The following is a 20,520-nucleotide window of genomic DNA, read 5'->3' as shown; positions in this document are numbered from 1 at the left end:
ACGCATTAACCGGACGATTCAATGCAGTGCTGCTGCACCGCAGCAGATGCGGATGGATCAGGCGCCGGAGATTTTTGCTCGCACGCTGTCGCGGTAGGCCTTGGGCGTCTGTCCGAAGCGCTGACGGAAGCGCCGTGCGAAATAGGCCTCATCGGCAAAGCCCGAGGCATGGGCGATGCTGGCGATGCGCTGGCTGCTGTGCGCCAGCTGTTCCTGCGCAAACTCCAGGCGCCGCTCTGTCACCAGGTCGGTGAAAGTCTTGCCGGTTTCTTTCTTCAGAAGGTGCGCCAGGTAGTTGGGCGAGAGGAAAGCGGCCGCTGCCGCGTCGGCCAGCGTGACCTCACCGGCCAGGTGCTCACGGATGTAACGCACCGCGCGCTGCAGGCTGGCACGCCGGCTGCCCTGCTGCGCCTGGCTGGCCGAAAAACGCAGCAAGTCGGCTTCGTACTTGCGGCAGACCATGCCGATCAGCTGCAGCATCAGGCCGCGGATCATCTCGATGGAGCCGAAGCGGCGATGCGCGTTCTCCAACGCAAGTTTTTCCAGCAGCACTTCGATCTCCGGAAACTCTTCCTCGGAAAAATAGAAGTCAGCGTATTCCTGGAACAGGAAGGGCGCGAGTTCGGGCGCGCGGCTCAAGGGCACGTCTTCCAGATCCAGCGGATCCACATCGAGGCCGGGGCGCAGGAACTGCTGCGACATGTTAATGATGACGTAGCGCGAGCCCTCGGGATGCGGGATCACATGCACGCGGTAAGGCAGGATAAAACTCAAATAGCCGCGCCGGAAAGGCCGCACCGTGCCGGCTACATTCTGTTCAGTGTCGCCCTGCAGGCTGATCTGGACCTGGAAATACTCATGCCGGTGCGGACGTACCAGCGGCGGCCGCACCAGCTGGGACCGGATGTCGAAGTCGAGGTGGTCGGCCCGCTCGGACATGCCGTAGGTCTTGATGTCTGTCATGCGCCGTATTCTCGGGCTTGGGCCTTGGCTGTTGTTTCTTTTCAGAATCTTTTATTTCTGTATTGACAGAAATTTCAGACGGCGTATATTCAAAGCCATGGAACTCAGCCCCGTCGCCCGCAAATTCGTCGTCCACTGGGGAGAAATGGGCACCGCCTGGGGCGTGAACCGCACCGTTTCACAAATCCACGCTCTGCTTTTCTTCCACGGCCGCCCGCTGCATGCCGAAGACATCGCCGATACGCTGGAAGTGGCGCGCTCCAACGTCAGCACCAGCCTCAAGGAGCTGCTGAACTGGAACCTGATCCGTGCGACCCATGTGCTGGGCGACAGGCGCGACTATTACGAAACCTCGCTCGACGTCTGGGAACTCTTTCGCACCGTGGTGCGCGAACGCAAGGAGCGCGAGTTTGACCCGACCGTGCGCATGCTGCGGGAGCTGGTGAAGGAAGACGGCTTTGAGGCCGAGTCCGCCGATGCCCAGGACCGGGTGCGGGAAACGCTTCGCCTGATGGAATCCCTGGGCTTGTGGGCCGACGAGATGCTGCGGCTGTCGCCCACCACACTTGAAAAGGTGTTGCGCATGGGCGCCAGCGTGCAGAAGTTCGTGCGCGGCGACAGCGACGCCAAACCCATGGACCCCTCCGAACTTTTACCGCCTACTTTTTGATTTAAAGGACCTGGCCAGTTTTGGCCCTTTTTTTGACTATTGATTTCTGTTTGTACTGAAATTTCTAAAGGAGAGAAATATGACAAGCATCCGACCGAAAATCCGCAGCGTGCCCGACTTGGGCAATACCCGTTACAACAGCTTCAAGGCAGGGCTGGATCCCACCATTTACCCGCTGACTCTGTTCTACGAATCCGCCTGCCCGCTGTGCAACGCCGAGATGAGCAACCTCATGCTGCGTGACACCGAAGGGCACCTGCGCTTTGCCGACGTCTCGGCGCCGGACTTCAACGACGTGCCCGCCGGCGCCACGATGGAAGATCTGCTGACGCTGATCCATGCACGGACCGCGGATGGCCGCGTACTCAAGGGCGTTGAAGTGTTCCGGCTGGCGTACGAGGCTGTCGGCCTGGGCTGGGTCAGCTCCGCCATGCGCATGCCCTTGCTGCGCCCGCTGGCCGAATGGGGCTACCCGGTGCTGGCGCGTAACCGCCACCGCATCCCACGCGGCTTTGTGCGCCTGCTGTTTGAAGGCGCGGTGCGGCGCGCGGCCGAGCGCTCGGTCCTGGCGCGCTGCGACGCCGGAAGCTGCTCACGCTAAGCCGTTCCATCACCACTCACCCAACCATCCGAGCAAACGAAAGGAAATCATCATGAGTGCCAACCTGTTTTTTGTCTCCCTGCTGATCGCGCTGGTCGGCCCGGTCGTTGCGATCACTTACCTCAAACCCATCCTCTACAAGGTGCTGCGCATGCTGTGCGATGCCGACGGTGGCGCGGAGTTCTGGATACGCTGCGCCTACCTGCTGGCGGTGTCGGGCACCTTGCTGCTGATGCTGACCTTCGGCGAATTCAATGACCGCAGCAGCGTCATCGATACCGTGCGGCGTTCGCTGTGGCTGGTGCTGGCGGGCGTGTTTGTCACCGTGGCGATCATTTCGCGCAATGTGTGGATGCAGGTGCGGCAATGGCTGGCGGCGAAAGAACTGGCTGCCCATGTGCAAGGTGCCCGCATCGCCAGGCCCGCCGGATCGGCTGTGTCCGATGAATCCTCCACGGCTGGCTGGCCCGCCTGAAGAGGCTCATGAACGGAGAACAGAAATGATCACCGCAACACCTGCCACGCCCCGCGCCATCACCCCGCCCGCCAAAGGAGGTGAAGCACGGCTGGCGGGCATCCGGTCCTACTACAACGCCGTGGCCGAGGACTACCGGGCCTGGAGCCCCGGCATGAACATGCACTTCGGTTACTGGACCTGGAAGGTCAACCCCCTGGCCCGCGAAGCCATGCTGGAGCGCATGAACCGGGAGGTGCTTGAGCGGCTGGCCTTGCCAGACAGTGGCGCCGTCCTGCTTGCGGACCTAGGCTGCGGCGCTGGCGCCACGGCGCGGTCCATCGTCCAGAGCCGCAAGCACAGCACGGTGGACGCCGTCACACTGGTAGCGGAGCAAATTGTCCAGGGCGCCCAACTCAACCAGGCCGCGGCCTTGCCCAACCAGGTCCGCTTTCACCTGGCCGACTATGTAGACACCGGCTTGCGCACGGGTGCGTACGACGGTGTCTACGCGCTTGAAAGTGCCTGCCACGCACCGGGCGCCGACAAGCGCGCCCTGGTGCGGGAAGCGGCCCGCTTGCTGCGCCCCGGCGGTACGCTGGTAATTGCCGACGCCTTGCGCCGCAACAACAAACCGCTGCCAGGGTTCATGGAGCGGATTTACAGGCTTTGGTGCCATCACTGGGCGGTGAACGAGCTGGCCGAGAAAGAGGCGCTTCACACCGCGCTCGCCAGCCAGGGGTTCACCGACATCCGGTTCCAGGACATCAGCCTGCGCCTGGCGCCAAGCGCCTTGCAGATTCCGCTGTTCGCCACGCGCTTTGCGTTGCGAGAATTATGGCGAGCCCGGTTCCATCTTTCGCCACTGCGCCGTGGCCACATCGTGGCGTCCTATGCGGCCTTCCTCCTGGGCCTGTGGCTGCCGGGTTTTGGCTACTACATGGTCACCGCGCGCAAACCTGCGAACGGCGACGCATCGCCGCGTTAACTAATCAGTGCGCCTTGTCCCAATTGGGCCCAACGCCAATCTCCGCCAGCAGCGGCACTTTCAGCTCAGCGACGCTGGCCATCAGGCGCGGGATCTCGGTACGCAGCCACTCGACTTCGGCTTCGGGCACTTCAAACACCAGCTCATCATGCACCTGCATGATCATTTTGGTGGCGCGCTTTTCCGCGTCGAGCACTTCCTGCACCTTGTTCATGCTGAGCTTGATGAGGTCGGCCGCCGTGCCCTGCATGGGCGCGTTGATGGCCTGGCGCTCGGCCGCTTTTTTGCGAGGGCCATTGCCGCCGTTGATCTCCGACAGGTAGAGGCGCCTGCCGAAAACGGTTTCGACGTAATGGTGTTCCTGGGCAAACATCACGGTCTGGTCCATGTAGTTCTTGACACCGGGATAGCGCTGGAAGTATTTGTCGATGTAGGCGGCCGCGGCCTTGGTTTCTATGCCCAGGTTGCGCGCCAGGCCGAAGCTGCTCATGCCGTAGATCAGGCCGAAGTTGATGACCTTGGCATAGCGGCGCTGTTCGCTACTGACTTGGTCCAGCGCGACGCCGAAGACCTCCGCGGCCGTGGCGCGGTGCACGTCCAGGCCGTTGGTGAAGGCGCTGAGCAGCGCCTCGTCGCCGCTGATGTGCGCCATGATGCGCAGCTCGATCTGCGAATAGTCGGCGCTGGCGATCACGCTGCCCGCTGGTGCAATGAAGGCCTCGCGCACGCGCCGGCCTTCCACAGTGCGGATCGGGATGTTCTGCAGGTTGGGGTCGTTGCTGGAAAGCCGCCCAGTCACCGCGACAGCCTGTGCATAGTGGGTGTGCACACGGCCGGTGCGGGGCAATGCCAGCTGCGCCAGCTTGTCGGTGTAAGTGCCCTTGAGCTTGCTCAGCGAGCGGTGCTCGAGCAGCTTGGCAGGCAGCGGATAGTCTTCGGCCAGCTTTTCCAGCACCTCCTCGTCGGTGCTGCGCGCGCCGCTGGGGGTCTTCTTGATGACCGGCATGCCGAGCTTGTCGAAGAAAATCTCGCCGAGCTGCTTGGGACTTCCCAGGTTGAAGGGCTGGCCGGCGATCTCGTAGGCCTCGGCTTCCAGCTGGATGATGCGCTGGCCCAGCTCGTGACTCTGCGCGGCCAGCGTGGGCGCATCGATCATCACGCCGTTGCGTTCAATGCGGTACAGCGTTTCGCTGCTCTGCATTTCCAGCTCATAGATAAAGCGCAGCTTCTCGTTGGCCTCGAGCTGCGGCCACAGCACGCGGTGCACGTCCAGGGTCTGGTCGGAGTCTTCGCAGGAATATTCGGCGGCCTTGGCGATGTCGACCTGATTGAACTTGATCTGGTGCGCACCCTTGCCGCACAGGTCTTCATAGTTGATGCCGCTGCGGCCCACATGCCGCTCGGCCAGGCTGGCCAGGCCGTGCGGCTTGGTCACTTCCAGCACATAGCTTTGCAGCATGGTGTCGTGCGCATAGCCCTGCACTTCAATGCCGTGGTTGGCAAACACATGGCGGTCGTATTTGACGTGCTGGCCCAGCTTAGCTTTGGCTGGATTTTCCAGCCAGGGTTTCAGGCGAGCCAGCACTTCGTCGCGCGGCAATTGCGCGGGCGCGTCGGGGTAGTCGTGCGTGAGCGGAATGTAGGCCGCTTCGCCGGGCGTGACGCTGAAGCTCAGGCCAACGATTTCGGCCTGCATCTCATCAAGGGAAGTGGTTTCCGTGTCCAGCGCGACCAGCTCAGCCGCTTCGATTTTGGCGAGCCAGCGGTCAAACGCCTCCCAGGTGAGCACCGTGTCGTAGTTCAGGTTGCTGGCACGTTCAGCCGGCGGCGTGTCGGTCAGGGGCGCTTCGTCAAACAGGCCCGGCGAGTCCGAACGGCCGCCTGAACCGCCGGCGGGCGCGGGCTTGTGCCTGCCTTCAGGTCCGCCAATCAATTCCGGCGGCGTGCTTTCGATTTCGATCTGCTTGACCAGGCCTTTGAAGCCATACTTTTCATAAAAGGCTTTCAGGGGTTCCGTCTGCTGGCCGCCGATGGTGATGGCATCCAGGGCGGGCAGGCCGGGGATGTAGCCGTCCAGTTCGCAGTCCTTCTTGATGGTCAGCAGCTCACGGCCTTTGGGCAGCCAATCGAGTGACTGGCGCAGGTTCTCACCCACCACGCCCTTGATCTCGCCGGCTCGGGCTACCAGCGCATCGAGCGAGCCATATTCGAGCAGCCATTTCACTGCCGTCTTGGGGCCGACCTTGGGCACGCCGGGCACGTTGTCGACCGCGTCGCCGACCAGTGCCTGGTAATCGACCATCAGGCGCGGCGGTACGCCGAATTCAGCCTCCACCCCGGCCAGGTCGCGCCGGCGGTCGTTCATGGTGTCGATGACGGTGATATTTTCGTCGACCAGCTGGCTCAAGTCCTTGTCGCCGCTGGAGATGATGACTTCGATCCCCTGAGTTGAAGCCATGCAGGCGAGCGTTCCGATCACGTCGTCGGCCTCCACGCCGGGCACGTCCAGCACTTTCCAGCCCAGCAGGCGCACTACTTCGTGGATGGGTTCGACCTGGCTACGCAGGTCGTCGGGCATGGGTGAGCGCTGGGCCTTGTATTCAGGGTACAGCGCATCGCGAAATGTCGGCCCTTTGGCATCGAACACGCAGGCGGCGAAGTCAGCGCGCACGTCCTTGCGCAGCTTTTGCATCATGTTGACCATGCCGCGTATGGCGCCGGTCGCCGGACTGGCCGGGTCGCCCGGGTTGGCGCGCAGGTCGGGCATGGCATGAAAGGCGCGGTACAGGTAGCTGGAGCCGTCCACCAGCAGCAGTGTTTTTTTGTCGGTACTCATGAAGCCGATTGTCGGGGATATCGGCCCGCCGCCGCCCGCGGCGCCGATAGCGCCCCGCGCTGGCCTGTGGGGAAGCTTTCCGCCTACAGCCGCAGCCCCCTTATTACGACATGCCGGGCTTGTCGGCCGGGCCCTGCGGCCTACAATGCAGACATGAACCACGCTTTCCGCCCTCTTCTTGCCGCCGCGTTTGCGGTGCTGCCGCTGGCTGCGGCCATGGCTCAAGCGCCTGCACAAAACGCAGTGCCGCCCGTGACGGCGGAGGCCCCGGCGCCTGCAGGCCGGCCGGACAAGGCAATCCAGCGCATTCGCACTGAAGACGCGGGCAGCCGGATCGACGAACTCCGTGTGGGCGGCGAAACGCAGCAAATCCTGGTCCAGCCCAAAGTCGGCGGTGCGGCTTACGAAATCAAGCCCGCAGAAGGCGCCCGGGGCACCGCCCCCGCGTCGACCAACAACGACACCAACGGCTCACGCGTCTGGAACGTGCTGAAGTTCTGATTTTTCGCAGCTCCCACGTACTCCAAGAACTCCAGGATCCAGTTTCAGGCATGGCCGTCTATACCGAAGTCTCGTTTGACGAGGCTGCAGCGTTCTTGAACGCCCTGAATCTGGGGCAGCTGCAAACTATCAAAGGTGCCGCAGGCGGCATCGAAAACACCAATTACTTTGTGGACACCGACAGGGGCCAGTATGTGCTGACCCTGTTCGAGCGCCTGACATTCGAGCAACTGCCGTTTTACCTGCACCTGATGAAGCACCTGGCGGCACACGGCATTCCGGTGCCTGATCCCGCAGCCGACCCCAAAGGGAGCATTCTTCACCGCCTGAAAGACAAACCGGCCTCCGTCGTCAACAAGCTGCGCGGCCACAGTGAACTGGCCCCCACAGCCGGCCACTGCGCCGGTGTCGGGGAAACACTGGCACGCATGCACCTCGCAGGCCTCGAATACCCGCGGCGCCAGCCCAACCTGCGGGGCCTGGCCTGGTGGAACGAGACCGTTCCGGTCGTGCTGCCCTACATGACACCCGAGCAGCGCAGCCTTATTCTGGGCGAGCTGGCCTACCAGAACCATGTAGCGGCTTCATCCGCCTTTGGCAGCCTGCCGCGCGGCGCCATACACGCCGACCTCTTTCGCGACAACGTGATGTTCGAAGACGGCCGGCTCACCGGTTTTTTTGATTTTTACTTCGCCGGCTGCGACACCTTCCTGTTTGACATTGGTGTGTGCCTCAACGACTGGTGCATAGACCTGGAAACCGGCGTACAGGACGAAGCCCGTTCGGCGGCCTTCATGAGGGCTTACGAAAGCGTGCGGCGCCTGACGGCGCAGGAGCGCAGGCTCCTGCCTGCCATGCAGCGCGCCGGAGCCCTGCGCTTTTGGCTGTCGCGGCTGTGGGACTTGCATTTGCCCCGTGAAGCTGCAGTGCTCAAGCCGCACGACCCCAGCCATTTCGAGCGTGTCCTGCGCGAGCGGCTCACACACCCTTACGTCCTCTAGCCAAAGCCATCCCGCAGGCTTGATTGCCCTTTGGCCAAAGGCCCGTTTGAGGGCCAGCGCCAAGCGTCGCTGCTTTCAGGCAAACTGCCCTCCTGCAATATCCCGGTCTCGTCCGGCCCATTTCCCGCTGAAGACCATGAAACTTAATATTGTTCCCGCAAGCACCGGCATGACCTGGGTCAGGTTGGGCATCAAGACTTTCATGCAGCAGCCGCTGGCCATGTCGGGCCTGTTTTTCCTGTACCTGGCTGCAGTCACGGTGCTTTCCTTGCTGCCGTTTTTCGGACTGATCCTGGCACTGATGATTGTTCCCGCTGCCATGCTGGGTCTGATGGCCGCCACACAGGAAGCCGTGAAGGGAAAATTTCCCATGCCCACGGTGCTCCTTAGCGCTTTTCGTGCTGGACGCGAGCGTTTGGGCGCGATGCTTGTCCTTGGCGCGATCTATGCAGCGTTCTGCGTGCTGATCAACTGGATCGTACCGATGCTGGTGGACCCCCCGGTTGCCGCCGACGCGAGCCGCGAGGCGATGATGACGCCGCAGTTCCAGCTGGCCATGGCCAAGAACATGTCGGTGTCCCTGCTGCTGTACCTGCCTGTGCTGCTGCTGTTCTGGCACGCACCTGCCCTGGTTCACTGGCACGGCGTTTCTCCGGTCAAAAGCCTCTTTTTCAGCGTTGTCGCCTGTGTTCGCAACGCGGGGGCCTTCCTGATGTTCGGGCTGGGCTGGCTCGGCGTATCCATGGGCATGGCCATCGTGCTGAGCGTGCTTGCCGGCCTGACAGGCAGCGCTGAATTCATGGCCGCGGCAATGATGCCCCTGGGCTTGCTCATCGCAGCCATGTTTTCCACCTCGATTTACTTCACGTTTCGTGATAGCTTCGTGGCCACGCTACCCGGTGACTCGCCGGACGGCGCCAATAACCCGGAAAACACCAACAACGACCCCGCTACCCCAGGAGATTCTTCATGACCCAGCACCAGCTGCAAGGCCGTACCGAACAGGAAATTTTGTGGTTTCAACGGCGTGACACGCTCAAGGCAGCAGCCGCCTGGGTAGCGATGGGAGGTTTGCCTGCAGCCATGGCCCAGCAGCGAAGCAATATCGTCGAGCTGAGGGGCGATGCCCTGCTCAACGGCAACCGGCTGCAGACCGGCCAAACCATCCTCACCGGTGACCAGATCCAGACCGGCCCGGGTTCCAACCTGATGTTTGTCATCGGCAACTCGGCATTCCAGGTGCGTGAGAACTCCATGATGAAGGTGGAACGCGGCAGCTCGCTCAGTACCGTGAGCCTGCTGCGCCTGCTCACGGGCGCCGTGGTCAGCGTCTGGGGCAAGGGCAGCAGCCGCGCCATTGTCCTGCCCACGCTGACGGCCGGCATACGCGGCACGGGCGTCTATGCCGAGGTCTTCGCCGACCAGGGCAACCGCAGCTATTTCTGCAACTGCTATGGTACGGTTGACATGGAGTCGAACGGGGAAAAGACCGTGTCACAGTCAAGTTACCACCAGTCATTCTGGGGCGAAGTGGAGCCCAAAAACGGCCGCCGCCTCACCCCCGCCAACGCGATCAATCACAGTGACGAGGAACTGGAATTCCTCGCCGGCCTGATCGATCAGCGGACCTCCTGGCAAATTGCAGGCAGGAAAGGCATCAAGGACGGTAGCGGAAAAATGACCTACTGATTCCGGCCGCGCCAGCGCTGCCTACAAGGCATCGCCGGATGCGTCTTGCAGCCGCCTGACCAATGCCACCAGTTGCGGCTGCACCTGCGTCATCAGGAAATGCGGCGAAAGATTGAACCCCGGGCCACCGCAGCTCACCACCATGACGGAGCGTCTACCCGGTGGCCGGAATGCAGCAGCAATAGCGTTAACGTCCTTCTGCCAATCACCAAAAGAGGCGCAGCAGCCGTGATCGCGGTAATGCGCCAGCGCCAGCGCCATCGCCTCGCGGGTTTTAGGCCACGCTTCCTCGTCCTGGATCCGAATACGCTCAAGCAGGGTCTCACGCTCCTTATCCGAACAGCCGCACAGGTAGGCTCGCCCCATCGCAGTGCTGGCCAGTGGAATGCGCGAACCTACGTCCAGGCTGAGCGTGAGTGCAGATTCGCTGCGGCAGTTTTCCACATAAATCATGCTCAGGCGATCGCGTATCCCCAACGACACCATGGCCTGCGAACTGTCGGCGAGATCCTGCATCAGCGGCCTGGCGAGCTGCCGCATGTCCATGCGCGCCAGCATGGCGCTGCCCAGCGCCAGTACCGCACTCCCCAGCCGATACCCCGCGCGACCGCTGGCGTCCTGCGCATGCTCCAGGTAGCCATGCTTGGTCAGCGTGTAGGTCAATCGCGAAATCGTTGACTTGGGCAGGCCGCAACGGCGTGCCAGTTCCGTGTTGCCCAAGGACCGGTCTCGTGAACGAAAAGCGCTGAGCACATCCAGGCCGCGTGCCAACGCCGTCACAAAGTGCCGGTCCTCCTTGGCATGAACAGGGCTGACCGCTCCGGGAGCCGGCCTGCCGGGAACAGGAGATTGAGACATTGCTAGTTCTGCATTGCGGAATAAAAAGTTCAGCGATTGTGGCGCCCAGGCAGCATCGGGCGTATCACTCAAGGGAAATCCACTAGTAAAAATGTATCTTAATGTTTCACAATTTGAACAAATGATCAAGCAAACAGTTCTGCAATGCAGAACAAGTAAGTAATCTTAATTAACCAGGAAGACTGATGGAAAACAAAAAAATACATCTCATGGCCAAAGCCCTGAGCTTGGCCGCCCTGCTGTCGGTTGTCCTGTCCGGGCAGGCGGCGCCGGCACGCGAAGATCTGGTGATCGGGCAGGTGGCACCGCTGACGGGCACCATCGCCGGAACCGGTAACGAATACGTGGCTGGCGGCGCTGCGTATTTCGCCTATGTCAACGACAACGGCGGAATTTACGGCCGCAAGATTCGCGTCGCCCTCAAGGACGACAGCTACAAGCCGGAACAGACCCTTGCCCTGACGCGCCAACTGCTGGCCGAGGAAAAGCCTTTGGCCCTGTTTGGTTTTGTCGGAACCGGCAACGTGCTGGCCCTGAACAAGAACAAGGTGCTTGAGGAAGCGGGCATCGCCCTGCTGGCACCTTACACGGGCGCTCAGGATTTGCGTGACCCGGTCAACCCCCTGATTTTTCACATCCGGGCCAGCTACGCCGACGAAACTGCCCGCATGGTGGAACACCTGCACACCATTGGCCTGCGCCGCTTCGCGGTGATGTACCAGGACGACCCCTTCGGCAAAAGCGGCCTGGCAGGTGCGGAAAGTGCACTGAAAAAACTTGGCATGACGGCCGTGGCCACGGGTAACTACGACCGCACCAAGCCCGAGGAAGTTGATGCAGCGGTCGCGGCCATCACCCCGGCCAATCCGGACGCCATCATCATGGTTTCAGTCAACCGTGCCTCCGCCGCTTTCATCAAGAAGATGCGGGCGCAAGGCAGCAAGGCTCGCCTGTTCAGTATCTCGGTGGTGAATTTCAAGGAACTGCTGAAGAATGCCGGGGAGGACAACGCCCGCGGCATCGGCATTTCCCAGGTCATGCCCTACCCTTATTCCACTCTGGCGCCGGTGGCCCGCGAGTTCCAGACCCTGATGGCCAAATACCAGCCGGACAAGGTGGTCTCCTACGCCAGCATGGAGTCCTTCATTGCAGCCAAGATTCTTGTTGAAGCCATGCGCCGCAGCGGCGCCGATCCAACGCGCCAGAAAATCATCACCCAGCTGGAGAAGATGAACAGCTATGACGCAGGAGGTTTCAAGGTAAGCTTTTCGCCGGAGAACCGTGTCGGCTCGAAGTTTGTTGAAGTCACCGTGATCGGCCGCGACGGCAGGTTGCTCAAGTAGCGCGGCGCACTTCCAGGATCTCGTACTCCATCGCTTCCTCGTAGGTCTTGGCGTCGCTCAGCGCCAGGTGCAGCAGAATCCTGGGTGCATGGGCCTTGATGACCCTGTGCATCAACACGCCGACGATAACCATCGGCAGGCCCACCCAGAGGTAGCCGTACATGGAAAGCACCACACCGATGCCCAGGAGGGGCAAGGAAATGCCGACCACAAAGAGCCGGTGCTTGACGTATTTTTGCGCACGCTCCGGATTCACGATCACGCGGAACCGGCCGTGCGGCAGGCCGGTGCGGAATTCCTGGTGCGGAACGTAAATCGCTGACGGGCTTTCAGGGTTTTCAGTGCCTTCATTTTTTCCGGTCTCGATTCCGGTTTCGGAATTTGTCTCTGTCATTTTTTCCCGTCAGTTTGAATTCAACAAAATGCCGCCAGCAGCGCGGCAACTACACCACCGTCAGTTTGGCCACGCTCAGGGCCAGCCACTTCACGCCGTGCCGCGTGAAGTTGATCTGCGCCCGGGCATCGTCGCCGCTGCCCTCCAGCATCAGCACTTTTCCTTCGCCGAACTTGGCATGGAACACTTCCATGCCGCTTTTGAGCCCATGCGAAGGCGCACTCTTCTGAGGCGGCACCGGTGGGTTGGCAAAACGCTCTGCGCCGCCAGTTTTTGAAGAGAAAACGCCACTGGCCCAATCCCCACGGGCGCCACCAGCTCCTGAATTGCTAGCACCAGCCCATCCGCCGGAACCCATGCCCGAGGCAAAACCCTGGTTCTTCGGCGTGATCCATTTGAGCGCGGCTTCGGGCAGCTCGTCAAAAAACCGGCTCTTGAGGTTGTAGCGCGTCTGGCCATGCAGCATGCGCGTCTGCGAATGGCTGAGATAAAGGCGCTTGCGCGCGCGCGTGATCGCGACATACATCAGGCGGCGTTCTTCTTCCAGGCCGTCGCGGTCGCTCATGGAGTTCTCGTGCGGAAAGATGCCGTCCTCCAGACCGGTGATGAACACGCAGTCAAACTCCAGCCCCTTGGACGAATGCACGGTCATGAGCTGCACCGCATCCTGCCCGGCCTGGGCCTGGTTGTCGCCAGACTCCAGCGCGGCGTGCGTGAGGAAGGCCGCCAGGGGCGACAGCGTTTCGCCGGTCTCGGTGTCGGGCGCCAGGGCCTCGGGCAAAGGCTCGCTGACGAGCGGCGCGGACGGGTCCAACCCCTGGCTGGCCGGCGACTGCGTGAGCCGCCCGCCCAGCTCGTCAACCGGCAGCGCCACCGCATCGCGGCCAAAGCCTTCCTGGCTGACGAAAGACTCTGCTGCATTGACCAGTTCGGCCAGATTCTCCAGCCGGTCCTGGCCTTCTTTTTCGGTTTTGTAGTGTTCTTCCAGGCCGCTGTGCTGCAGCACCAGTTCAATGATCTCCCGCAACGTCAGCCCTGTGGTCTGCTCGCTCAGCACCTGGATTTTGGCGGCAAAGGCGCCGAGGTTCGCACCGGCCTTGCCCGGCACGGCGCTCACGCCGTCGTACAGCGAACAGCCGGCCGCACGCGAAATATCCTGCAGCTGCTCAATGCTGCGCGCGCCAATCCCGCGCGGCGGAAAATTGACGACGCGCATAAAGCTCGTGTCGTCGTGCGGGTTCTCCAGCAGGCGCAGGTAGGCCAGCGCATGCTTGATTTCAGCGCGCTCGAAAAAGCGCAGGCCGCCGTAGACGCGGTAGGGCACACCGGCATTGAAGAGCGCTGTCTCCATCACCCGGCTTTGTGCGTTGCTGCGGTACAGCAGCGCGATCTCCTTGCGCTCGGTGCCGTCACGTACCAGTTGCTTCACTTCATCCACAAACCACTGGGCCTCGGCAAAATCACTGGTTGATTCGTACACACGTACCGGCTCGCCCGGCCCCGCTTCGGTACGCAGGTTTTTGCCCAGGCGTTTGCTGTTGTGGCTGATCAGCTCGTTGGCAGAATCGAGAATGTTGCCGAAGCTGCGGTAGTTGCGCTCGAGCTTGATCTGGTGTGTCACTTCGAACTCACGCACAAAGTCGGCCATGTTGCCCACGCGCGCGCCGCGAAAAGCGTAAATGCTCTGGTCGTCGTCGCCCACCGCCACCACCGAGCCGCCCGGCATGGCGTCCGCGCCCTGGGTCGCATCAGGCCCTTGCCCGGCCAGCATCTTGATCCACGCGTACTGCAGCTTGTTGGTGTCCTGAAACTCGTCGATCAGGATGTGGCGAAAGCGCCGCTGGTAGTGCTCGCGCACGGGGGCGTTGTCGCGCAGCAGTTCATAGCTGCGCAGCATGAGTTCACCGAAATCCACCACGCCTTCGCGCTGGCACTGCTCTTCATACAGGGCATAAATTTCGACCTTCTTGCGGCCTTCTTCGTCGCGCACTTGCACGTCTTTGGCACGCAAGCCGTCTTCCTTGTTGCCGGCAATAAACCACATCAGCTGCTTGGGAGGAAAACGTTCGTCGTCCACATTGAACTGCTTGCACAGTCGCTTGATGGCCGAGAGCTGGTCCTGCGTATCGAGGATCTGAAAACTTTGCGGCAAGTTGGCCAGCTTGTAGTGCGCGCGCAAAAACCGGTTGCACAGGCCGTGGAAGGTGCCTATCCACATGCCGCGCACATTCACCGGCAGCATGGCCGACAGCCGCGCCATCATTTCCTTGGCGGCCTTGTTGGTGAACGTCACCGCCAGAATGCCGCCTGGCGACACCTGGCCGGTTTGCAGCAGCCAGGCGATGCGTGTCGTCAGCACCCGGGTCTTGCCGGACCCGGCGCCGGCCAGAATCAGCGCATGCGTGTTGGGCAGCGTGACCGCTGCGAGTTGCTCCGGATTGAGGTTTTGCAGGAGAGGGGAGCTGGAGGCTTCTGGGAACATCCCCCATTGTAGAAAGATCAACGGCACCGGCACGGTGCCGGGATACTCCCCGTACGCCCGGGGCAAATTTCTCTTCACCAGCCGGGGCCGGCGGGTCTGGCTTTGCCAGCCCGCAGGCGCAGCGCCCCCGAGGGGCTGGAGCCTGCGGCTCCAAAGCTGCTTGAGCAGCTTTGGACAGGCGACAGAGGTGAAGCTTCTAGCGAGCCGCGGCCTGCAAGGTCTCGGGGCTACACGCAGTGAGCGACCGTGGGGGCTCTAGCTCGCGTCCGTCTTCAGGATGGTCTCACCCTTGAGCGCTCCCACGTCGCGGATGGCCATGCGGTGGCGCTTCCAGCCGTCCCAGGTACGGCGGAAATTCGCCAGCGAAATACCGTAATAGATCGCCTTGAACATGCGCAGCCGTCCCCAGAACGGCGTCTTGCCGAAAATGTCGCCCGCCAGCAGTGACAGCAGGGCTTCCTTGACGCGCAGCGGGTTGGCCGGGTGCATGAACATGTGCCGGATGGTCGGGTTGGTCACGCGGTAGATAAACCACGAATACTCCCTGGGTCCCTTGCGCATCATGGCTTCGAAGCTTTTGCGCACAGCGGGCAGGTCGGCCGGCTGGTCAAGCGCTGTTGCCACCAGCTCGGCGCCGTCAAAAGCGCTGTGCATCGCAAGGTAAACGCCTGACGAGAACATCGGGTCGATGAAGGTGAATGCATCGCCCAGCATCAGGTAGCGGTCGCCGGTGGCGTGGGTGCTGCTGTACGAAAAATTACCGGTGGCGTGCACCGCGTCATCGACCAGCGTGGCGTTGGCAAGGCGCCGTTTCAGCTCCGGCGCCAGGGCGATGGTGTCCATGAAGAACTCGCGCAACGGCTTTTCGCGCGACTTCAGGTAATACGGCCAGCACACCGCGCCGACGCTGGTGGTGCCGTCGGCCAGCGGAATAAACCAGAACCAGCCATGCGGAAACCAGCAGATGCTGATGTTGCCTTCGCGCTTGCCCTGCAGCCGCTCGACATTGGTGAAATGGCCAAACAGCGCCGTGCTGTTGTGTTCCTTGCTCTTGGCTTTGGAGCGCAGCTTGTTCGCCAGCAATGTGTCGCGTCCGGAAGCGTCCACCACAAAACGGGCCCGCCAGCTGCGCTTCGCGCCGCCCTCCAGCTCCGCCTGCACGGTGGCGCCTTCCGCGTCAAACACCACATCGCGCACGGTGCAGCCTTCGAGCGTTTTTGCCCCACGCGTCGCCGCGTTGCGAAACAGCAGTTCGTCCAGTTCGGAGCGCCGCACCTGCCAGGCCGAAGGCATGGACTTGTCCCAGGCATCGGCGAATTCGATGTAGCTGCAGTGCGCGTGTTCGGGCGAAACAAACTCAATGCCCCATTTGGGCATGCCGATGCGGTCAACCTGGTCGCGCACCCCCAGGCGTTCGAAAAGCTCGACATTGGCCGGAAGCAGCGATTCACCGATGTGGAACCGCGGGTGGTGCGCTTTTTCGAGCAGCACCACGTCGCGCCCCTGGGCGGCCAGCAAGGCTGCAATGGTGGAGCCGGCCGGACCGCCGCCCACAATCAGTACGTCACAGGTGGAGGTAGAAGTGGGGATTTCGTTCATGGCAGGCATTGGCTATGGGTTCGCGCAACGGTATGCCAGGCATGCCGCTGCAATTGTGAAAGACTGCGCGCAGGGTAACACCGCTCGCGCCGCGGGTTCAACTTTGCTTCTTTTGAAATTGTATGGTTCAGTTTCTTCTGCACCCGCCAGACTGTGACCGGGAAACCCGTAAATCCCCGCCCGGCCGCAGCTTCTGCGAACATAGCCGTATTTGGGGTTTTCATGACTACAGGTTTGGGCCCATCAGGGCCTGCTTGGCTGGCTGGCTGCCTTTTGGCGGCGGGTCTCGGTTTTGCCGGCATGGCGCGCGCACAGTCGTCCTGCTCCAGCGACGGCCAGGGCCGGCCAGTGACGCTGCTTGAGCGTTTTATCAACGCCAACTGCGACACCTGCTGGGCCGACCCGGCCACTCCCAAGGCCACGGCCGGCCAGGTTGCGCTGGATTGGGTGGTTCCTGGCGACAAGGGCAGCGACGCCCCGCTGTCCGCCGTCGCCGCAAGCGAAGGATTGCAACGGCTGGAGGCGCTGCGCCAGCCTGTCCCCGCGCAGAGCCTGGCCAACACCTCGCCCGTCAAAACCATCAGGGGTGCCACCCTGCGTGTGGCGCATGGCCTGCCGCTGAGCGGCTACCTGGGCACTTCCATCGAGCTCAAGCCCATACCAGCCGCCGCAAAGGGCCGCCAATGGACAGCCTGGCTTGCCCTGGTCGAAACCTTGCCGGCCGGCACCGAGGGCTCCCCGGTCGAGCGGAATTTGATTCGAAACGTGCTCCAGACCAATTGGAACGGGCGCAAGCAGCTATCAAAAACAGAGCAAAACCGGTTCTTTGATGCACGCTCCATGAGCATTGCAGAGGGCGCCAACCCGGACCGTATGCGCGTGGTGGGCTGGGTGGAAAACGAAAAAGGCCTGGTGGTGGCCGCGGCGCAGTCGCGCTGCGCGCCTTGAAAATATTTCGCGCCATTTAACCCCTTTGCGTTGCGGGCGCCGTTTCACGGTGCATCGCCAACAACAAAAGGGGTTTTCATGCCAAACGGCTTTCACGTCTTTCGCGGGTTCACCCGGCTGACTGCCGCCCGCATCCTTCAGGCCACCGCCGCAGCCTGCTTCAGCCTGCAGGCGCTGGCGCTCAGCCCGATGCCGCAGCCTTTCCCCAACGGAAAGTTCGCGCCGCCGCCCGACTGGCGGCCGCCGGTCATCGCTGTGAACCATGCAGGCCAGCCCATCCAGCTGCGGGCCGTTTCCATCGAAGTCGACCTCTTCGGCGACCAGGCCCGTACCAGCGTTGAGCTGCGCCTTTTCAACCCCAACCCCCGCGTGCTGGAAGGCGAACTGCAGTTCCCGCTGCAGGAGGGCCAGGTCGTGACCGGCTTCGCGCTGGATATCAACGGCCAATTGCGCGACGCAGTGCCCGTGCCCAAGGCCAAAGGGCAGGAGATCTTTGAAGACATACGCCGCAGGCGCGTAGACCCGGGCCTGCTGGAAGCCGCCGCCGGCAACCAGTACAAGCTGCGCGTTTATCCCATCCCGGCCCAGGGGGAGCGCCGCGTGCTCATCACATTCAACGAAACCGTGCCGCGCCAGCGTGATGCGGGTGTACTGAGGGTGCCGCTGGTGTTCGCGTCAAGCGTGGGCCAGTTGCAGGTGAAAGTGCGCGCCCACGGCGCCGCCCAACAAGATGTGCAACTGCTGCAGGCGCCCGCCGGCACCGAGCTGAACGCCAGCGCCACCGGCACGGAACTGGCCCTGCAAAAAAACCACTGGCAGGCGCCCCAGGGCCCTGCAGGCTGGCTGCAACTGGCGCTGCGCCGCACCGGCAAGCCGCAGGTCATGGTGGGCGAAACCGGCGGCAAGCCGTTCTTTGCCGGGCAACTCGACGTGCGCGACGAGCTGGTGAGGCGGCCCGCCCCTGCACACATCGCACTGGTGTGGGACGCATCGGCTTCGGCCACCGCGCAGGCCCGGGTGCTGCCGGTGCTGGAGGCCTACTTCCGCAAGCTGGGCAAGCCCGTCAAGCTCAGCCTGCTCGTGGTGCGCAACAAGGCCGAGGCTGTGCGCAGCTTCACCGTCACGCCGGGCCGCTTCGGTGAACTGGCCGACGCATTGCGCGCAGAGCCCTTCGACGGCTCCAGCAATTTTGACGACCTGCCCATTCCCGCCGACGTGGATACCACCCTGATGGTGACCGACGGCCTGATGACGGACGGTAAAAAACTCATTCGCTACACCCACACCGCACCGGTGATGGTGATCAACGGCGCAGCCTCCGCCGACATGGCGCGCCTGGCCAGGCTGGCCGACCGCACCGGCGGTGCGCTGGTCGATGCTGCGCTGCAATCGCCCGACGAGGGCGCGCAAGCCATGTTGATGCACGGCTGGCGCATTGAGAAGCTGGACAGCCTGTCCGCGCGGCAACTCGTGACGCCGACGACGCGGATCAACCAGGGCCGCGTCTCGGTGGCAGGCGAGTTGCTGGACAGCACCGCCCGCATCGATATCACGCTGGCGCACCCGGACGGACGCAAGCGCACCCTGGTATTGCAAGTCAGCGCCAAGCCGGTCAGCGGCCACTGGCCGGGCCAGCAGTGGGCCCAGTGGCGCAGCGCCGAGCTGGCCGAAAATGCCGGCCTGCACAGCGCAGAACTTCAGCGTATCGCGGCGGCGCACGGTGTCGTGGGGCCCAACAGCTCGCTGATCGTGCTGGAGCTGGCCACCGACTATGCCCGCTACAACCTCCCTGCCCCGCCCGAGCTGGCGGATGAAGTGGCGCGGCTGGGCCAGCAACAACTCGCACAGGCCATGCAGACGCGGCAGGCACACATTGAGGCCATGGTGGGGCAGTTTGACGAGAAGCAGCGCTGGTGGGGCAGGGACTTCCCCAAGGAAGCGCCCAAACGTGCGGGGCCCAAGGCCGAGAAGCACATCAGCCAGGGCGGCCTGGGCAGTCTGGCCGGCACAGCGCGCTCACGCGAGCAGGCCCAGGGCGCGCCCGTAGCACCACTTTCCTTTGCCCCCGCTGCAGCCCCCGCAGCCGCACCGGCCGTGATGGCCGAAGCACGCTCCGACGCCATGGACAAACGCAGCGCCAAGGCGGTTGCGGCAGCGCCCGTCGCCACCATCGCGCTGCAGGCCTGGGTGCCCGACGCGCCCTACATGAAGCGCCTGCAGAATGCCGGCAAGGACGAGCTCTACCGCGTCTATCTCGACGAACGCGCCGCCTACCTCAGCAGCAGCTCTTTCTACATGGATGCAGCGGGCGTGTTCTTTGACCGCGGCCTGCCGGAGCTGGGGCTGCGCGTGCTCTCCAACCTGGCGGAGATGAACCTGGAAAACCGCCAGCTGCTGCGCCTTTACGCCTACCGTCTGGTGCAGGCGCGCCGCAACGACCTGGCCGTGCCGGTGTTCGAACGCATCAGCGAACTGGCGCCCAACGAGCCGCAATCCTGGCGCGACCTGGGCCTGGCACTGGCCGAGAGCGGCCAGCCGCAGCGCGCCGTCAACGCCTTGTGGGAAGTCGTGTCGCAGCCCTGGAACGGCCGCTTCGCCGGCATCAACATGATCGCGCTGGCCGAACTCAACGCGATTGCTGCCCAGCCCGTCGCCAGTGGCCAGCCGGCGCTGGACCTGGGCCGCGTGGACACGCGCCTGCGCCGCAACCTGCCGCTGGCCCTGCGTGTGGTGATGGCCTGGGACAGCGACGACACCGACATCGACATGTGGGTGAGCGACCCGAACGGCGAAAGGGCCAGCTATGCCAACCGGCTGACCCATCAGGGCGGCGCGATGAGCCCCGACGCCAGGGGCGGCTACGGGCCGGAGGAGTTTTCGCTAAAGACCGCCAAAACCGGCAAGTACGGCATAGAGGCGCAGTTCTACGGCCACCGCCAGCAGGTGCTGTCGGCCGGCACCACCGTGATGGTGCGCGTTACCACCGGGTTCGGCACGCCGCAGGCGCGTGATGAATGGACGACCTTGCGCCTGGCGCGCGGCCAGGAAACAGTGCGCGTGGCCGAGGTCGAGGTGCGCTGAGGCTTGGCGCCTCAAGCCCGGGTTATCAAGATGCCACTATGCATATAAAGGCTATACCGCTTTGCGGGGTAGCGCCCGCTTGAGAGGCGCATAAAATCAATCACCGGGCCCA

The 20,520-nt window shown here is 62.9% G+C and carries 17 protein-coding genes; 11 read left to right on the top strand and 6 right to left on the bottom strand.

The window, feature by feature from the left end; genetic code table 11:
• Positions 1-57: 57 nt before the first annotated feature.
• Complete coding sequence (locus AC1DYQ_RS00550; protein ID WP_477685138.1) at positions 58-963, bottom strand: helix-turn-helix domain-containing protein; 906 nt, start codon at positions 961-963, stop codon at positions 58-60.
• Between the two features lie 97 nt (positions 964-1,060).
• Between AC1DYQ_RS00550 and AC1DYQ_RS00545 the strand changes: the two genes are divergently transcribed.
• From AC1DYQ_RS00545 to AC1DYQ_RS00530, 4 genes are all read left to right on the top strand, one after another.
• On the top strand, positions 1,061-1,633 hold the full coding sequence (locus AC1DYQ_RS00545; RefSeq protein WP_477685137.1) for a GbsR/MarR family transcriptional regulator: 573 nt from the start codon (positions 1,061-1,063) through the stop codon (positions 1,631-1,633).
• A 79-nt stretch (positions 1,634-1,712) separates the two neighbouring features.
• Positions 1,713-2,234, top strand: a complete 522-nt coding sequence (locus AC1DYQ_RS00540) for a thiol-disulfide oxidoreductase DCC family protein (RefSeq protein ID WP_477685136.1) — start codon at positions 1,713-1,715, stop codon at positions 2,232-2,234.
• Positions 2,235-2,286: 52 nt separating this feature from the next.
• Positions 2,287-2,709 (top strand): hypothetical protein, encoded by a 423-nt coding sequence (locus AC1DYQ_RS00535; RefSeq protein WP_477685135.1) that lies wholly within the window; start codon positions 2,287-2,289, stop codon positions 2,707-2,709.
• 25 nt (positions 2,710-2,734) lie between these two features.
• On the top strand, positions 2,735-3,676 hold the full coding sequence (locus AC1DYQ_RS00530; RefSeq protein ID WP_477685134.1) for an SAM-dependent methyltransferase: 942 nt from the start codon (positions 2,735-2,737) through the stop codon (positions 3,674-3,676).
• 4 nt (positions 3,677-3,680) lie between these two features.
• Here AC1DYQ_RS00530 and polA read toward each other — a convergent pair whose 3' ends face one another.
• Positions 3,681-6,512, bottom strand: coding sequence for a DNA polymerase I (gene polA, locus AC1DYQ_RS00525; protein ID WP_477685133.1), 2,832 nt, complete (start codon positions 6,510-6,512; stop codon positions 3,681-3,683).
• Between the two features lie 153 nt (positions 6,513-6,665).
• Between polA and AC1DYQ_RS00520 the strand changes: the two genes are divergently transcribed.
• From AC1DYQ_RS00520 to AC1DYQ_RS00505, 4 genes are all read left to right on the top strand, one after another.
• The gene (locus tag AC1DYQ_RS00520) at positions 6,666-7,013 is read left to right on the top strand and encodes a hypothetical protein (protein WP_457279994.1); all 348 of its coding nucleotides are present in this window, start codon (positions 6,666-6,668) and stop codon (positions 7,011-7,013) included.
• 50 nt (positions 7,014-7,063) lie between these two features.
• Positions 7,064-8,014 (top strand): homoserine kinase, encoded by a 951-nt coding sequence (locus AC1DYQ_RS00515; protein ID WP_477685132.1) that lies wholly within the window; start codon positions 7,064-7,066, stop codon positions 8,012-8,014.
• A 136-nt stretch (positions 8,015-8,150) separates the two neighbouring features.
• Positions 8,151-8,987 (top strand): BPSS1780 family membrane protein, encoded by an 837-nt coding sequence (locus AC1DYQ_RS00510; protein WP_477685131.1) that lies wholly within the window; start codon positions 8,151-8,153, stop codon positions 8,985-8,987.
• The gene (locus tag AC1DYQ_RS00505; protein WP_457279991.1) at positions 8,984-9,703 is read left to right on the top strand and encodes a FecR family protein; all 720 of its coding nucleotides are present in this window, start codon (positions 8,984-8,986) and stop codon (positions 9,701-9,703) included. Before AC1DYQ_RS00510 ends, AC1DYQ_RS00505 begins: the two co-directional genes overlap by 4 nt.
• Positions 9,704-9,724: 21 nt before the next feature.
• Here the strand turns inward: AC1DYQ_RS00505 and AC1DYQ_RS00500 are convergent, their stop codons facing one another.
• Positions 9,725-10,561, bottom strand: coding sequence for an IclR family transcriptional regulator (locus tag AC1DYQ_RS00500; protein WP_477685130.1), 837 nt, complete (start codon positions 10,559-10,561; stop codon positions 9,725-9,727).
• Positions 10,562-10,770: 209 nt separating this feature from the next.
• Here AC1DYQ_RS00500 and AC1DYQ_RS00495 point away from each other — a divergent pair, with 209 nt between their 5' ends.
• Positions 10,771-11,904, top strand: a complete 1,134-nt coding sequence (locus tag AC1DYQ_RS00495) for an ABC transporter substrate-binding protein (protein WP_477685129.1) — start codon at positions 10,771-10,773, stop codon at positions 11,902-11,904.
• Here the strand turns inward: AC1DYQ_RS00495 and AC1DYQ_RS00490 are convergent.
• The 3 genes from AC1DYQ_RS00490 to AC1DYQ_RS00480 form a co-directional block, all read right to left on the bottom strand.
• Positions 11,897-12,298 carry a hypothetical protein gene (locus AC1DYQ_RS00490; RefSeq protein ID WP_477685128.1) on the bottom strand — a complete coding sequence of 134 codons (402 nt, stop codon included), beginning with the start codon at positions 12,296-12,298 and terminating at the stop codon, positions 11,897-11,899. The two genes, AC1DYQ_RS00495 and AC1DYQ_RS00490, sit on opposite strands and share 8 nt — an antisense overlap.
• 49 nt (positions 12,299-12,347) lie before the next feature.
• Complete coding sequence (locus tag AC1DYQ_RS00485) at positions 12,348-14,780, bottom strand: UvrD-helicase domain-containing protein (RefSeq protein ID WP_477685127.1); 2,433 nt, start codon at positions 14,778-14,780, stop codon at positions 12,348-12,350.
• 255 nt (positions 14,781-15,035) lie between these two features.
• Positions 15,036-16,379: an NAD(P)/FAD-dependent oxidoreductase gene (locus tag AC1DYQ_RS00480; protein ID WP_477685126.1), complete on the bottom strand. Its 1,344-nt coding sequence runs from the start codon at positions 16,377-16,379 to the stop codon at positions 15,036-15,038.
• A 222-nt stretch (positions 16,380-16,601) separates the two neighbouring features.
• On the opposite strand from AC1DYQ_RS00480, the gene AC1DYQ_RS00475 reads away from it, so the two are divergent.
• Positions 16,602-17,327, top strand: a complete 726-nt coding sequence (locus tag AC1DYQ_RS00475) for a hypothetical protein (RefSeq protein ID WP_477685125.1) — start codon at positions 16,602-16,604, stop codon at positions 17,325-17,327.
• A gap of 78 nt (positions 17,328-17,405) precedes the next feature.
• Positions 17,406-20,408, top strand: coding sequence for a VIT domain-containing protein (locus AC1DYQ_RS00470; protein WP_477685124.1), 3,003 nt, complete (start codon positions 17,406-17,408; stop codon positions 20,406-20,408).
• Positions 20,409-20,520 lie beyond the last annotated feature (112 nt).

The sequence above is a fragment of the Polaromonas sp. P1_F4 genome, assembly GCF_056405675.1.
The sequence above is the reverse complement of the archived record's forward strand: the minus strand, read 5'-3'. Positions and strand labels throughout refer to the sequence as shown.

Bases quoted from the DNA above. Each gene is read 5' to 3' on its own strand.
- AC1DYQ_RS00550 (WP_477685138.1), bottom strand. From the start codon at position 963: ATGACAGACATCAAGACCTACGGCATGTCCGAGCGGGCCGACCACCTC.
- AC1DYQ_RS00545 (WP_477685137.1), top strand. From the start codon at position 1,061: ATGGAACTCAGCCCCGTCGCCCGCAAATTCGTCGTCCACTGGGGAGAA.
- AC1DYQ_RS00540 (WP_477685136.1), top strand. From the start codon at position 1,713: ATGACAAGCATCCGACCGAAAATCCGCAGCGTGCCCGACTTGGGCAAT.
- AC1DYQ_RS00535 (WP_477685135.1), top strand. From the start codon at position 2,287: ATGAGTGCCAACCTGTTTTTTGTCTCCCTGCTGATCGCGCTGGTCGGC.
- AC1DYQ_RS00530 (WP_477685134.1), top strand. From the start codon at position 2,735: ATGATCACCGCAACACCTGCCACGCCCCGCGCCATCACCCCGCCCGCC.
- polA (WP_477685133.1), bottom strand. From the start codon at position 6,512: ATGAGTACCGACAAAAAAACACTGCTGCTGGTGGACGGCTCCAGCTAC.
- AC1DYQ_RS00520 (WP_457279994.1), top strand. From the start codon at position 6,666: ATGAACCACGCTTTCCGCCCTCTTCTTGCCGCCGCGTTTGCGGTGCTG.
- AC1DYQ_RS00515 (WP_477685132.1), top strand. From the start codon at position 7,064: ATGGCCGTCTATACCGAAGTCTCGTTTGACGAGGCTGCAGCGTTCTTG.
- AC1DYQ_RS00510 (WP_477685131.1), top strand. From the start codon at position 8,151: ATGAAACTTAATATTGTTCCCGCAAGCACCGGCATGACCTGGGTCAGG.
- AC1DYQ_RS00505 (WP_457279991.1), top strand. From the start codon at position 8,984: ATGACCCAGCACCAGCTGCAAGGCCGTACCGAACAGGAAATTTTGTGG.
- AC1DYQ_RS00500 (WP_477685130.1), bottom strand. From the start codon at position 10,561: ATGTCTCAATCTCCTGTTCCCGGCAGGCCGGCTCCCGGAGCGGTCAGC.
- AC1DYQ_RS00495 (WP_477685129.1), top strand. From the start codon at position 10,771: ATGGCCAAAGCCCTGAGCTTGGCCGCCCTGCTGTCGGTTGTCCTGTCC.
- AC1DYQ_RS00490 (WP_477685128.1), bottom strand. From the start codon at position 12,298: ATGACAGAGACAAATTCCGAAACCGGAATCGAGACCGGAAAAAATGAA.
- AC1DYQ_RS00485 (WP_477685127.1), bottom strand. From the start codon at position 14,780: ATGTTCCCAGAAGCCTCCAGCTCCCCTCTCCTGCAAAACCTCAATCCG.
- AC1DYQ_RS00480 (WP_477685126.1), bottom strand. From the start codon at position 16,379: ATGAACGAAATCCCCACTTCTACCTCCACCTGTGACGTACTGATTGTG.
- AC1DYQ_RS00475 (WP_477685125.1), top strand. From the start codon at position 16,602: ATGACTACAGGTTTGGGCCCATCAGGGCCTGCTTGGCTGGCTGGCTGC.
- AC1DYQ_RS00470 (WP_477685124.1), top strand. From the start codon at position 17,406: ATGCCAAACGGCTTTCACGTCTTTCGCGGGTTCACCCGGCTGACTGCC.